A 15041-nucleotide genomic window follows, 5' to 3' on the forward strand; every position below is an offset into this window, starting at 1 on the left:
TTTTTTTGTAATTTGAAAAAGGTTAATAAGGATTGGCCTAATTAGGTAGCAGAATCTTAAAGGTGAATTTATGCAGTTATTACTTATCCATTCTGATTATATCGAATATGAAGTGAAAAAAAGCACTCCTGTGGCTGAAAAGATTGAAGATTCCTTTAAACAGGGAAGACTTGAGGAGGCTCTTACAGCTTTTATTGCAGTTGAAAAGGTTGATGAGGCAAATGTTGAAGGTGCTATTTCCAAAGCTGTAGAAGAGATTAAGAGTGTAGCTACACAGGTGAAGGCTGAGAATATCATGGTTTATCCGTATGCCCACCTTAGTTCTGATCTCTCTTCCCCAAAAGCAGGTGTTGCGGTCTTAAAAGGTATAGAAGATGCCCTTTCAGGAGAGTTCATTGTAAAGAGAGCGCCATTTGGGTGGTACAAGGCATTCAAGATAAGCTGTAAAGGACACCCACTTTCCGAGCTGTCACGTTCAATTATCCCGGATGAATCAACTGGTGCAGAGTCTTCAACCTGCGGTGAAGTTGTGAAAGAGGAAGTTGTCTCCGAAGCACTCAAAGCAGAGAGTACTGCCAAATCTTACTGGCATGTCCTGACGCCAGACGGTGAGCTTCATGATGCTACTACTTTTGATTTCACAGGTCATGAGAATCTTGGAAAATTTGTGGATTATGAGATTTCCAAGAAGAGAGCTGTTGAAAAAGCACCACCACATGTAGAGCTTATGCGCAGGCTGGAACTTGCGGATTATGAACCCGGGTCAGATTCCGGTAACATGCGTTATTATCCAAAGGGTCGTCTTATGAAGTCACTCCTTGAAACATATGTGCTGGAGGAAACCTCAAAGGTTGATGCAATGGAGGTCGAAACACCTCTGATGTATGATATGAACCACCCAACCCTTAAGAAGTATCTTGACAGGTTCCCTGCACGTCAGTACTCCATTGAATCTGACAAGAGGCAGATGTTTTTGAGATTTGCCGCATGTTTCGGTCAGTTCCTCATGAACCACGACATGACTATTTCCTACAAGAACCTGCCACTCAAGATGGTCGAGATGACCAGGTACAGTTTCAGGAAGGAGCAGCGTGGTGAACTTGTGGGCTTAAGGAGACTTAGGGCTTTCACAATGCCGGATATGCACAGTCTCTGTGCTGACATGGAAGGTGCAATTGATCAGTTCGGCAAGCAGTACAACATGTGTATCGCTGTCCTTGACAAGATTGGCATCAAGGTGGATGACTTTGAGGTTGCTATCAGGTTTACAAGGGATTTCTATAACGAGAACAAGGACTTCATCACACAGCTTGCAAAGACTGTGGACAAACCGGTACTTGTTGAGATGTGGGATACCCGTTTCTTCTACTTCGTCCTTAAATTCGAGTTCAACTTCGTTGATGCTCTTGCAAAGGCAAGCGCACTATCAACCGTACAGATCGATGTTGAGAATGCTGAAAGGTATGACATTAATTATATAGATTCAGATGGAAGTGCCAACAGGCCGGTAATTCTCCACTGCTCACCAAGTGGTGCAATAGAGCGCTGTATATATGGTCTTCTTGAGAAAGAGGCTATGAAGGCAGAAGAAGGTGGAGTTCCAATGCTTCCGCTCTGGCTCTCTCCGACTCAGGTAAGAGTTCTTCCAATAGCTGACAAACACATGGATTATGCCATGCAGGTTGCTGACAAACTTAACTGTCGTGTTGATATAGATGACAGGGAAGATACAGTTGGTAAGAAAATACGTGAGGCAGGTCGTGAATGGATTCCATACGTTGTTGTTGTAGGTGACAGTGAAATGGAAAGTGGAACTATCAATGTGACTATCCGTGCAGAATCTGAACCAAAGAAACCTGTAAAGGTTGAAATGACTCCTGAAGATCTTAATGCAAGAATTGCTTCAGAAACCGAAGGCATGCCATACAAGGGACTTTGTCTTGCAAAGATGCTTTCACAGAGGCCAAAATTCTTATAAGCCTGTTCTGTAAACTTAATAGTATGCAGGATAAATTATCCAATGCAGAGGATATTTCCTCTGCAACAATACTTGTAACAGGAAGGGTTCAGGGAGTTTATTTCCGCAGGTTTACTGTGGATAATGCGCAAAAACTCGGTCTTGTCGGTTTTGCCAGAAACCTGCAGGATGGCAGGGTTGAGGTATTTGCAGAAGGTAAAGCTACCTCTATCCAGAGGCTCATTGATTTCCTGCATATAGGTCCGGCTCATGCAAACGTTGAGGATGTGAGTGTTGAGTGGTCAGAACCTGCAGGTGAATATACTGATTTTTCAATAAAGCGCTAGATTCCTCCTTCTTTTCTTCATTTCATCTTTTTTTCTCAAATTTTTAGATTTTCAATATTCCAAAAAATTATATTTCTAGTATGCGTATGTACCTGCATGTCAGATGAGAATCCAAACCCTGATAAGCTCTCCGCTGCAACAATACTGGTAACTCTAAGGAGCTCAAAAGGTGATTTCCATGAGTATGCATCTAAAATTGCCAGACAACGCTCTTTAAATGGTTATTATCAGGAACTTCCGGATGGCCTGTACAAAATACATGTAGAAGGGGATAAATCATCTATACAGGCGTTGATTGGGTACATGGAAATGAACAAGACATTTGATAAAGTGGATACAGTAGCAATTGATCAGGTTATGGTTTCATGGTCATCATATTCTTCAACTTATTCTGATTTCAGCATCAAAGAATAATGAAGTCCCTTTTTCATTCAATTTTTTTAAAGTTACTCTCTCCGATTACCTTTAATAGTCTAAAGTTGATTGCTAATTAATGGAAAACGTTATCATTGTAAGATATGGCGAACTTGCATTAAAGAGCACAGGCGTTCGTAACTGGTACGAGAAAATCCTTGTAAAGAACATATCTGCCATGCTGGATCATCGTGGTGTCCCTTATTCCAGTATTACTCGTGAGTGGGGCAGGATTTTCATTAAAAGTGATGATGTCAGAGCTGCAAAAGCAGCAGCCGATGTTTTTGGTGTGGTTTCCACATCCTTTGCGCAGGTCACTAGTGCAAGCATTGAAGCAGCAGGGTCTTTATGCGCAGAACTTGCGGATGGTTACATATCAGAAGGCCAGTCCTTTGCAATCCGGGCAAGGCGCACAGGCAATCATTCATTTTCATCACGCGATATTGGAATGAAATGTGGCGATGCTGTCTGGAAGATGCTTGAATCAAAAGGTTTCTCACCTTCAGTTGATCTTACAAACCCTGACAGGGAAATATTTGTTGAAATGCGTCAGAGCAAGTCCTATGTGTTTACTGAAACCGTAGAAGGCGTAGGAGGTTTGCCACTTGGAACTCAGGGCAAGATGATTTCACTGGTGTCCGGTGGAATAGATTCACCTGTTGCCACTTGGCTTATGATGAAACGTGGAATTGAGGTAATTCCTGTTTACTGTAACAATACTCCATTTAATGATGACCGTGCGCACAGGCGTACGATGGATTGTCTCAAAGCACTTCAGGACTGGTGTCCGGGGTATCCATTTAAGTTTTATGAAGTTCCACATGGTAATAATCTTCAGTCTTTTGTTGACAATTGCTCTAAGAACAAGACATGTCTTTTGTGTAAACGTACAATGTACAGGATTGCCCTGAAGATTATGAAAAAGGAAGGTGCATCAGGAATTATTACCGGTTCTTCTATTGGCCAGGTTGCCTCTCAGACAACTTTTAATATGTATGCGGAACTTTACGGCCTTTGTGTTCCACTTTATCATCCACTGATAGCTTTTGATAAGAATGAGATCATTGATATAGCCAGAAAGATCGGAACATATGATATTTCTATTCGTGAAACTGGTGGATGCGGAGCCGTACCTGTGCATCCTGAAGTGAAAGCAGCAATAGATTCAATGATTACAGAGGAAGCTAAGATTGATATAGAGGATCTGGTGGAAGCTTCTGTAGAAAATGCAAGTATCTCCAGAATTAATAACGAGTAATTATTTTTCATAAATTCTCTTCACTTCTTTTATTTTAATGTGAGCATTTTGCACAATTATATTTTCTCAAATACTATATTTTATTTTTATATTTTTCATTATTATTGATTTAATGCATAGTGATTTCATCATATACTCATAATTATGTGCATTTTTGGGAGTAATGCAAAATACTTATATACTATTATTAACAATGCACATTTAGGCGCACAAACTCACAGCAAAGTGAATTTTTAGCACAAATTTCATCCTTTATCTCTCGTCCATTCCCTCAATTATTCCCGTGCGCCTAAACTCTTTTTAATATTGATTATCCTGTAATTTCTTTTGGTATTTTTATTATCATTTATGATGGTTTGGATTCACCTGAATTTTCCTTTTGCAGTCAAGAGCAACTCTTATATAAATATCTTGCATATAATAATCTCGTAATTATAATAATATCAATACTTTTGATCAGTGGTTTTTATGAGTGAACTTCCATGGGAGAATAAAAAGGTAGCAGAGGTAATGTCTTCAGTAGAAGATGAACAATCTCCTGCAAATGCATCAGGCGAGAAAAAAGGTTCTACACCACCGATTCCCGACATATTGGCAAATGCTTTTGCCGACATACCAATGGAAGAGGCAAAAATAGAAATTCCTGAAGAAGCTCCTGTAGGGGATAATTCAGAACCGTCTCAGCCATCTTTTCCTTCGTTTGGTGACCTTCCTGATCTTTCAGCACTAGGTGGAACCCCGCCACGTGAGTCTCCTGAAGAGAAAAAAGAAATTCCTATGGAAATGCCGCCATTTATGATGCCTTCGTCAGATGAAGGGGGTTCCGGCGTAGTAGAATCCCCTTCCCCTTTTATGCAATCCAGTGATGCAGGAGTTATTCCTCCCCAGGATCAACCTCCTGTTCAATCTCCTTCTAATATGGAAACGCCTGCAAAGAAAAGGTCTCCCCTTCCACTGTTTGAACCATTTATCAATTCAGATGAAGCCCCGGATATTCCTTCTCCAGAAGGTCTTGAGCCACCAATGCCATTTGCTTCTGAACCATCTCAGTTCCCACCAATTGCTGAACAGTTAGAAACACCACAAACTCCCGGTGCTCTTTCATTTTCGGTTCCAAATGAGTCAGAAGTATCCAATACTTTTGAATCTTCTCCGGATGCTGTACCCAAAATAGATCCTTTTACAGCACCTGCCGGAGATATAACTCCATCTGATCCTTTTGCCTCTACTGTTAGTTCTGTGGAATCTAATCCTTTTGAACCACCTTCCGAAGCTATTCCTCCCACTGATCCCTTTGCTTCTACCGTTGATTCTGTGGAATCTAATCCTTTTAAACCACCTTCCGAAGCTATTCCCCCCACAGATCCCTTTGCTTCTACTGTTGATTCTGTCGACTCTAATCCTTTCGAGTCCCCTTCCGGTACTGTCCCCCCCACAGATCCTTTTGCTTCTACCGTTGATTCTGTCAATTCCAATCCTTTTGAGCCTCCTTCCAGCGCTGTTCCTCCCACTGACCCCTTTGCTTCTACCGTTGATTCTAATCCTTTTGCAGCTTCTCCGGGTGCTGGCCAGTCTGGTAATCCATTTGGAGATCCAGTTCCCCAGGAAACCGGTTCTTTTGAAAAGAACAAACCGGCACAAAAGCTTCAAGGTAAATTACCAATCGACATAGGTTCATTTAAGAAAAATCTGGAAGGAATTTCTGGTATCACAAAAGGTTTCTTTAAAAATCTGGCAAAAGGAAAAAGCCTTATTGAACGGATGGAAGACATGCGGGAAGAAGTTGATGTTGCCGGTTCTGTAAAGGAAAATGCTGTATCAGGATCAAAAACCACTTCGAATGCTTCTCCATTTGATTCCAGTCCCTTTGAATCTCAGGAGAATAAAGTTGATTCTAATCCGTTTTCTCCTCCTTTTGATGAGAATAGCCAGGCGATTGAGGAAAATACCGGCGAGTCTGTTAATCCTTTCATGGAATATGAGGATGATGGGTCTGCTGGTGACATACGTCAGGTTACGCCAATTGAGAATCCAATAATGGAAATGAAAGAAGAATACCTTCTTGATAATGATGATTTCGTAAGTGAGAATACAAATGCTGCTGCATTCCCTGATATAGAGGAGCTAACCTCTGCTATATCTGTTCCTTCAGCAGATGTAGAAGATTCAGATTCCGTGGTTAATGATGTTGTAACTGATATAGTTGCAATGACTCCATCTTCAGACATCATGCCGGGTTCAGATAAACTATTTATTCCGGGACAGGTTCAGGACTCATTGTCTGATATCAATGGACATGAAGTTGAAGATGTGATTACACATGATCTCTCAGCCGTAGAAAGTATGGACTTAAAGGAAAAGACATCTTCAACTTCAGGTATGGAGCTGTCAAAGAAAGTAATCTCTAAAGAGATTAAAGATATAAAATTCACTACTGATAAAAAATTTGAAAATATGGAAGATGATCTCGGAGGATTGAAAGATAGTCTGAAAGATATGAATCTCCAGTTCTCTTCTATGCATTCTGAAGTTGAAGAATTTTCAAACAGGCTATCAGAAATAACTGAATCTGTAGCTTCTGCTGTAAGCTCAAGTGAAAATGTTCTCTCTCAGACAAATTCCCGTTTTGATCTTGTTGACGGTAAGGTTTCACAGGTTGAAATGAAAGTTTCTGAGTTTGACTCTTCTCTGGGTATCATTCAATCTGATAATGTTTCAATAAAGGCCAATCTGTCACAAGTAGAGGGAAGTATCTCTGAACTTGTTAATTCTTATACTGCTCTTCTTGCTCAGTTGCATGAATCATTGCAGGAAAATGAAGCCAAATTTGCAATCCTGGCTGATTTGTCATCTAAAATCGATGCTTTTACTCCAAGAGTTGAGCTTATTGAAAAGATGCAGGAAGAATCAAAAGCCACTTCAAAGGAATTCTCTCGTTCAATGTCATCTATGCTTGATAATCTTGGTAAGGTATCTTCAGATTTCCAGGAATTCAGGCAGGAATCTGAAGAGAAAAATACTGCTGTTCTGGAAAAGATCGATTCTCTAACTGAATATATGGAAAGTGAATTGAAAAAACTTGGCGCAAGAAGCTACAAGGGATTTGGACAAAATGTCCATCTTTCCAATATTGTGAAAAATTCCAGCAATATGAAACTTTGTATGGAGTGGCTTGAGTTTTTAATGGAGCTTGTAGGTCGCAACAACCTTCCGGATATATTGTCCTATTATGAAGAGCTTGGATGGCTCACAGAAAAGGTCAGGATGGAGCTTCTTAATTATGCTGAAGGTATAGATTTCTATATGGAAAAACCAGACTGGAAACTTACTCCCGATGACCATGTAAAATCTATCTGGTTTATCGAAAGCCTTGCAGGTATGAAGGTTGATAAGAACAGACTTTCTGTGATAGAAAGGGATATTGAGAAGGTCAAAAAAGGTTCTGAGATTTACGGAATCTAATGTAAAACCTTAAAATAAAATAAAATAAAATAAAATGCTTGATGCCAAATCTGTCATCAAACACTTTCATAATTAATTATTCTACGCAATTTAGAACTTCTGTTCAAGCTGGTCTGCATAGTCTGCAATAACAGGAAGCCTGTACATTTCTCCCTTGTATGCTTTAAACATAAGGAACAGCCACAGCACAAATGAAAGTAATGCTATCAACATAGATATAAGTGCAAATATTAAACCAATATAGTCTATAGCTGTAAGGAATCCAAGAATAAAGTTCAGAATAAATAATCCAAGATATAAGACTACAGACTGTGCTGCATGGAAACGCACGAATTTGTTTTCTTTTTCGATAACCAATAAAATTATGCCTGATATCCAGCCAAGAATGTAAGCCAGTAATCCGGCAATATTTTCGCTAACTCCTAATTTAGTTTCGCTCATAATACCTCTCCATAAATGTTTATTTTTCTATTGAGTGGTTCATTTATGATTACAACCAATAAGGAGTTCCCCTCTTTAACTCGTAATCGATATGTACCACGTTCATAAATATCAACAAAAGTAATCTGATCTATAATTTATATAAAACTATCTATTTGATTAGTTTTTGAAAAAAGAAAAAGGTTGACGCAAAATGCGTCATTATGTTTGTGTTTAGAACCTGACGTCCATATCGCCAATAAGCTGCTGGCTTGAGACATCAATCAACTTGAGGTTTGCTGTTTCACCTGATGCTACAACACTTGATACGTTGCCATGTGTTGTGTTCTTGTAATTGTCTAAATAGTATACAGAATTATCCCCATCAAGACTTACATACATTATTTCTCCAGCATCAAATGACTGATTTGCCTCGCCAAGGGCAAGTATTACTTCATCGCCATCGAGTGTAACTTTTGTTCTGGCATCTGTTAATACAATCGCATCTCCACCTTGGTGTTCAAGCTTAATGCCTGTTGCGCCAGTTTCAATTGTGTCAGCACTTGCTCTAAGGCTTGCCTGTGGTGCCTGTTCTGGTGGTCCCATGCCGAATACAAACGCTGCGATAACTGCAGCAAGGATGACAGTGATTGCGACCATCAGGATTACGCCGATGACCGGAGATACTGCATCCTCATTTAAGAATTGGTTTGCTTTGCTCATAATTTGTTCCTCTCTTGTTCAGAAATCTATACTTTTCTCTGCTTTTTTTTCTGGACTACTTTTTCAAGTTTCTTTGTCCACATTTTATCGTCGAGGTCAGTATACTCACACTCGAGATAATGTTGCACAGCCATACTCAGGGCTTCTTTTGTTGACGACTCATTACATTTCTTCTTTAAAGCCGCCAGTTCATCTTCCGTGAGTACCGTTTGTGCATGTACAATTTTAACCATTGTATCTCCTGATTGTTTGAATCATCTGATGAACTTAGCCGTTCAAACCATCATCATTATAATCATAATGAAAATTGTATATAAACTTTGTTACCTGCTCAAAAGCGTTTTTAGGGTTAATCCGACTTTTACAGAACATATTATATATTTGTGAAAATATATTCCATTTATGAACTTAATATGACTGCATCACTCAAAATTTTCCATTATTAGCGTAATTAACTAACTTTTGATTGCACAAAGCTGGCAAAGCGCTCAGAATGATTTTGCTTTTTATATTCCTTTAAGAGGATTTAACCACTGGCAAATATACTTTTTCATTGAAACATTATTATAATCTCTTTCCAGCAATGTTCTTTCATCGGCAAAGTCAAAATAGCATCTCATCTATTATGCTACTTTATAGTTACTTAATCGCTTTCAACATCATTCACAAAACAATATATAGAAGGAATATTCATGTCATCCAGTCGTTTTATTATTACTGTTATAGGTATCGATAAAGTTGGTATCGTTGCGGGTATCACGCAGACAATGGCGCAGTATAATGTTAATATAGTTGACATCAGCCAGACAATCATGGACGATCTGTTCACCATGATTATGTTAGCGCAAATCGCAGAAGATAACTTCGATCTGTCAGCTTTCCAGCAGGCAATGTCTGAAAAAGGTACTGCGCTTGGTGTGGAAGTAAAAGTACAGAACGAAGATGCTTTCCACTTCATGCACCGGATTTGAGGTTTTACTATGCTGATTCATCCTGAAGAGATCCTTGAAACAATAAAAATGGTGAGCAATGAGAACCTCGATATAAGGACGGTCACCATGGGCATCAGTCTGCGGGGCTGCAGTCATCCGGATATAGATACTTTCAATGAAAATGTCTACAACCGGATAATGCATTATGCAAAGGACTTGGTAAAAACAACTAATGACATCCAGAATCTTTACGGCATTCCTATCATTAACAAGCGTATTTCCGTAACCCCAATAGCTATTGTCGCAGAGAGCTGTGATGCAACAAATTATTCATCAGTTGCTCAGACTCTTGACAGGGCGGCTGAAGATGCAGGCGTTGACTTCATTGGTGGTTTCAGTGCACTTGTCCAGAAAGGCATGACTCCAGGAGACCTTTCTCTTATAAATTCAATTCCTGATGCTCTAGCTACTACGAATAAAGTATGTTCCTCTGTGAATGTAGCAACAACTAAAGCAGGTATTAACATGGATGCTGTTGCCCTGATGGGTAAAGTAATCAAAGAAACTGCTGAACTGACAAAGGACAATGCAGGAATTGGTTGCGCCAAACTAGTAGTCTTTGCCAATGCACCGGAAGATAATCCATTCATGGCAGGTGCTTTCCATGGCGTTGGTGAGCCGGATTGTGTTATCAATGTAGGTGTAAGTGGTCCTGGAGTAGTGAACTCTGCGGTGCGTTCTCTTAAGGATCCTACATTAGGTGACATTTCAGAATGTATCAAAAAGACTGCTTTCAAGATAACCAGAATGGGTGAAATGGTGGGTCGTGAAGCTGCACGCAGGCTCAATGCCCAGTTTGGTGTACTTGACCTTTCTCTTGCCCCAACCCCTGCAATAGGTGACAGTGTTGCTGCAATCCTTGAAGCCATGGGCTTGGAAAGTTGCGGTACTCACGGTACAACCGCTGCACTGGCACTTCTGAACGATGCTGTTAAAAAAGGCGGAGCTATGGCTTCTTCATCAGTTGGAGGTCTCAGTGGTGCTTTTATTCCGGTCAGTGAGGATGAGGGTATGATAAGAGCTGTTCAGCGTGGCTCTCTTTCACTGGATAAACTGGAAGCTATGACAAGTGTGTGTTCTGTCGGTCTTGATATGATAGCAGTTCCTGGAGACACTTCATCATCTACCATTTCAGCTATCATTGCCGATGAAATGGCCATAGGTATGATTAACAAAAAGACAACTGCTGTCAGGGTAATTCCAGCTCCCGGTACAAAAGTTGGCGACATGATTGAATTCGGTGGCCTGCTGGGAAGTGCCCCTGTAATGCCGGTTCACAATTTCAGTTCTGAACAGTTCATTTCCAGAGGGGGACGTATTCCGGCACCGATACAGTCACTTACTAACTGATACTACGGTACTAATAAACTATTTATCCGGTTCAAGAAAGGATATGTGATGATACTATGATTATAACACTCATCGGCATGCCAGGTGCAGGCAAAAGTTCTGCAGGAATCAAACTTGCTTCTGTACTTGGCTATGAGTTCATAGATACTGATAAATTAGTTATCGATGACTCAGGAAAAGGCTTGCAGGATATAGTTAATGATCTTGGTGACATAGCGCTGCTGAAAGCCGAGGAGCAGAGTATCGTCAGTATGGAATTGAAGGACAATTGTATAATTGCCACCGGTGGAAGTGTTGTCTATTCGGAAAAAGCGATGAATTTCCTTAAAAATAATTCGGTTATTGTTTATTTGGAGGTTCCGTTTGGAACAATTGTTTCCCGCCTTTCAAATCTTACAACCCGTGGTGTTGTGGGACTTAAGGAAAAAGGTCTGCATGGTCTTTATGAAGAGAGAACCGGACTTTATAGTTCCTTTGCCGATTACAAAATTGAAATTGGCAGAAAAGATAAAGTGATGGATGTTGTAAAAAAGATAAGAGAAGAGGTAACGCTATAACCCCTTTTATGGATTTCATGTATAAAGATCAATATCACTTTTTTAACTCTTCTTTTGTTTTTGTATTCTGTTTTTTAAAGTATTCTATTTGCTCAAACAGGAATCACTACCGAAACATTCCAAAAGTTCTGTATTGTCTGTAAATCCTGATTCGAATGCCGAAAAGTTATATTACTATATTTCTTACTTTTTTACCTGTAATGATAAGTAAATATTAAAATTTTATAGTTTTTTAATACAATATCATATGGATATATTTTTATTACATAACGATGTTTGTCCCATCATTACAGTAACACAAAAAATAAGGAAAATCATATTTATTGCAACAATATTAATATAAACTGCACGCTGGTTTATTTTAGATTATTACATAAGGAGCCAGCTTTGAAATTAAAATGAATGTTGCATTGTTTGGTTTTCTTGTCAGGAGACGTATTATATGAAAAAAATGACAGGGATCTTAGTTGCATTGGCTATAATATCTTTATTAATTGTGCCTGCAACTGCATCAGATGTAACATACAAATTTAAAAGTACTGTATATGATAACACAGATTCTTCACTGAATACCGGTGATTTTTACTGGGATGCCGATAGTTTCTCAGGATTCTGGTATCAAATGAAACCGGGACTTTCAAGTGAGTTACTATATTTCAATAATAGTGTGAATTCTTCATCCACTTTCCAGCTTGGGGACACCCTTGCAGAAGGTGATCTGTATTATGTAAGCAAACCACAGGTGAAGAAAACAAAAATCGGCGGTTCTGACGATGGAAGCACATTTATTGTCGACGATGTGGATCTTAAAAAGTACTATCTTTTAGGTTTCTTCGGTTCCAGCTATGTTGCTATGCCTGAAGATCCTTCTGATCTGTCTGCCGGATGTAAGCCGGATAAGATTGCAAAGATCCTTGTGCAATATGGAAGCGATGACAAGAAGCAGATGTTCTCAGGTGAAGAGTGGGAACTTGCTGATGGCTGGTCTCTTGTGGCACAACAGGTTGATGTAGAGGGTGAAAAGGTATGGATCCAGCTGATGCGTGATGGTGAGGAAGTGGATTCCGATGTTATTTCCGGTAATGTAGATCTGACAAAACCTGAGAGAACTTATCTTTACAAAGACAGTGATGATAATCCTGTGTTTTACTGCTATGTTGATTCCATTTTCAGCGGTACTGATTCAAATTTTGTTGTATTCAAGTATGCTTATCTTATCAGTGATATTACTACTATTGAATCAGGGGATACTTACGGAGCCTTTGATGTGGATGGATTTAAAGTGCCTGCTGTGCTGAATGGTACGGATTATGCAGGAAGTAATTCAAATACTGTTCTGAATACCGGTGATGATGCTATTGTCATGTCCAGTAATGATGATATTAGTCTTGATCCGGATGAGGTTATTGACCTTTATGGTGGTATGTACCTTAAAACAGAAGACACCAGTGGCAGCACCCTGAAAATGACATTCTGGAAGACATGTACAGTCAGTCCTGATGAAGGTGCAACAGAAGTAAAATACAAAATAAGAAGCAATCTCTATGACAATACTGATTCTTCACTGAATACCGGTGATTTCTATTGGGATGCTAATAGTTTCTCTGGTTTCTGGTACCAGATAAAACCTGGCCTTTCAAGTGAGTTACTATATTTCAATAATAGTGTAAATTCCTCATCCACTTTCAAGCTTGGTGACACTATAGAAGAAGGTGATCTTTATTATGTGAGCAAGCCACAGATGAAGAAAACCAAGATTGGTGGTTCCGATGACGGAAGTACTTATATTGTCGATGATGTTGATCTTAAAAAGTACTATCTTTTAGGCTTCTTCGGCTCAAGTTATATTGCAATGCCTGAAGATCCTTCCTCTCTTTCTACAGGATGCAACCCTGATAAAATTGCAAAAATACTGGTTGAATATAAGAGTGATAACAAAAAGCAGATGTTCTCAGGTGAAGAGTGGGAACTTGCTGATGGCTGGTCTCTGCTTGTCCAGCAGGTTGATGTCGAAGGTGATAAGGTATGGGTGCAGCTTAATCGTGACGGTGAGGAAGTAGATTCCGATGTAATTTCCGGTAATGTGAACCTTACAAGACCTGAAAGGACTTATCTTTACAAAGACAGCGATGACAATCCTGTATTCTACTGTTATGTAGACTCCATATTCCGTGGAGCAGACAGTGATTTTGTTGTTTTCAAATATGCTTTCCTTCGTGGCGATATTACTACAATTGAAACCGGAAGTACATACGGTGCCTTTGAAGTAGATGGATTTGAAGTTCCCCCGGAAATGGATGGTACTGATTATGCAGGAAGTGGCTCGGGAACAGTTCTGCACACCGGAGACGATGCAATTGTAATGTCAAATACTGATGATATCGCTCTTAAGGCAGATCAGATTATTGATCTTTATAGTGACATTTACATTAAGACAGAGGACACCAGTGGAAGCACTCTTAAAATGTCATTGTGGAAAACATGTGCTATGGCTGTTTCAGATGTAGCTGCTGTTGATACTGAATCTTCCGGAGATGAAGAAGTGGTAGTTGTGGATATGGGCGAATCCGGTGAAGAAGCAGAATCTGAATCCTCTGTTGCCGATGAAGATGATGCTTCAGCAAAATCTGATGAGGATGAACCGGGTGTGGAAAGTTCTGTAGGTGCACCAGGATTTGAGCTGGTATTAGGAATTTTAGGACTTATATGCGCTGTTTATGTAAGCAGGGATTGAATTCAAATGGTTGAATATAGCAGGGCATTTCCAAAATGTCCTGTTTTTTTCTTTTCCGTTTTTACATTTATTCATATGCGTTAATTATTCGATGCAGTATGTGTATGCTTTCTAGTAATGATTGCAGGCATTATAAGAAACCCTAAATACCATTGTATCTCTTACTAGCAAGACCAAAAAGGTCAAGGAATTATACAGGAGATTAAAAATATGCTATGGGGATTTTCAGTACTCAAAGACGAGCAGATGAAAGCAATTTCAGAACTTGAAGAGAAAACAGGTGTGACTCTTCTTGCATTTTCAGGAATCAATATTAGTAACGCTGAGCTAACAAAGGAAGATCTTGAGGAAATCCAGAAACTGGAAAAGGAGCTTGGACTTTCCCTTGTTGCTGTGAATGTAGAATAAGTAAACTTTTAGTAAACTTTTTCTTTTTTCTCTTTTTTAATTAAAGTGCACAACATTAATTTTGTTTTCTACCTGATATTTGTTTTTGATTGAATGTTTTTTTAGCGGATATAGTAGAAGCAGCACCATTTTTATATGCTCATCTATATTTTATTTGCTAAATAGTATTATTTATATTTTATTGCATGGATTTATATATTATTCTTACTTATTTTTAGAAGAGTGCGTGCACTCACAGTTGTATAATTTATAATTTATAGTCAAGGAGGTAATGGACTTGATGGTACAGCAGAGTTTACACTATGCTTCGTGTTTTCGACATGAAACATGCTTATGCGGATTAAATATTTTCGTCTGTTTTTCTCGGGTGTCATATAGATATCTCCGCATAATTTTCGACCGGATGTTCCTTCCTTTTC

At 39.3% G+C, this 15041-nt stretch carries 13 protein-coding genes; 10 read left to right on the forward strand and 3 right to left on the reverse strand.

All coding sequences use genetic code 11. The features are described 5' to 3' along the window. Positions 1 to 70 precede the first annotated feature (70 nt). The 5 genes from V7O61_RS02925 (at position 71) to V7O61_RS02945 (ending at position 7438) form a co-directional block, all read left to right on the forward strand. The gene (locus V7O61_RS02925) at positions 71 to 1978 is read left to right on the forward strand and encodes a threonine--tRNA ligase (protein WP_407282779.1); all 1908 of its coding nucleotides are present in this window, start codon (positions 71 to 73) and stop codon (positions 1976 to 1978) included. Between the two features lie 23 nt (positions 1979 to 2001). Then, positions 2002 to 2304, forward strand: coding sequence for an acylphosphatase (locus tag V7O61_RS02930; protein ID WP_023844565.1), 303 nt, complete (start codon positions 2002 to 2004; stop codon positions 2302 to 2304). A 96-nt stretch (positions 2305 to 2400) separates the two neighbouring features. Further along, on the forward strand, positions 2401 to 2718 hold the full coding sequence (locus tag V7O61_RS02935; RefSeq protein ID WP_407282778.1) for an acylphosphatase: 318 nt from the start codon (positions 2401 to 2403) through the stop codon (positions 2716 to 2718). Positions 2719 to 2797: 79 nt separating this feature from the next. Beyond that, positions 2798 to 3976: a tRNA uracil 4-sulfurtransferase ThiI gene (gene thiI, locus V7O61_RS02940; protein ID WP_407282777.1), complete on the forward strand. Its 1179-nt coding sequence runs from the start codon at positions 2798 to 2800 to the stop codon at positions 3974 to 3976. Between the two features lie 468 nt (positions 3977 to 4444). Next, positions 4445 to 7438 (forward strand): FlaD/FlaE family flagellar protein, encoded by a 2994-nt coding sequence (locus V7O61_RS02945; RefSeq protein ID WP_407282776.1) that lies wholly within the window; start codon positions 4445 to 4447, stop codon positions 7436 to 7438. A gap of 90 nt (positions 7439 to 7528) precedes the next feature. Here the strand turns inward: V7O61_RS02945 and V7O61_RS02950 are convergent, their stop codons facing one another. From V7O61_RS02950 to V7O61_RS02960, 3 genes are all read right to left on the reverse strand, one after another. Then, complete coding sequence (locus V7O61_RS02950; protein ID WP_407282775.1) at positions 7529 to 7879, reverse strand: DUF4870 domain-containing protein; 351 nt, start codon at positions 7877 to 7879, stop codon at positions 7529 to 7531. A gap of 213 nt (positions 7880 to 8092) precedes the next feature. Further along, complete coding sequence (locus V7O61_RS02955) at positions 8093 to 8581, reverse strand: type IV pilin (protein WP_407282774.1); 489 nt, start codon at positions 8579 to 8581, stop codon at positions 8093 to 8095. Positions 8582 to 8607: 26 nt separating this feature from the next. Further along, positions 8608 to 8814 (reverse strand): DUF5371 family protein, encoded by a 207-nt coding sequence (locus V7O61_RS02960; RefSeq protein ID WP_023844559.1) that lies wholly within the window; start codon positions 8812 to 8814, stop codon positions 8608 to 8610. 459 nt (positions 8815 to 9273) lie between these two features. Between V7O61_RS02960 and V7O61_RS02965 the strand changes: the two genes are divergently transcribed. From V7O61_RS02965 to V7O61_RS02985, 5 genes are all read left to right on the forward strand, one after another. Continuing rightward, positions 9274 to 9552, forward strand: coding sequence for an ACT domain-containing protein (locus tag V7O61_RS02965; protein ID WP_023844558.1), 279 nt, complete (start codon positions 9274 to 9276; stop codon positions 9550 to 9552). A 9-nt stretch (positions 9553 to 9561) separates the two neighbouring features. Beyond that, positions 9562 to 10923 (forward strand): PFL family protein, encoded by a 1362-nt coding sequence (locus V7O61_RS02970; protein ID WP_407282773.1) that lies wholly within the window; start codon positions 9562 to 9564, stop codon positions 10921 to 10923. Positions 10924 to 10979: 56 nt separating this feature from the next. Next, entirely contained in the window at positions 10980 to 11480 is a 501-nt protein-coding gene (locus V7O61_RS02975; RefSeq protein WP_288070392.1) for a shikimate kinase, read from the forward strand. A gap of 442 nt (positions 11481 to 11922) precedes the next feature. Then, positions 11923 to 14214, forward strand: a complete 2292-nt coding sequence (locus V7O61_RS02980) for an S-layer protein domain-containing protein (protein WP_407282772.1) — start codon at positions 11923 to 11925, stop codon at positions 14212 to 14214. A gap of 210 nt (positions 14215 to 14424) precedes the next feature. Next, positions 14425 to 14622, forward strand: a complete 198-nt coding sequence (locus tag V7O61_RS02985) for a hypothetical protein (protein ID WP_023844554.1) — start codon at positions 14425 to 14427, stop codon at positions 14620 to 14622. The last annotated feature ends 419 nt before the right edge of the window (positions 14623 to 15041 follow it).

The organism is Methanolobus sp. WCC1, from assembly GCF_045690315.1.
GTDB lineage: Archaea > Halobacteriota > Methanosarcinia > Methanosarcinales > Methanosarcinaceae > Methanolobus > Methanolobus tindarius.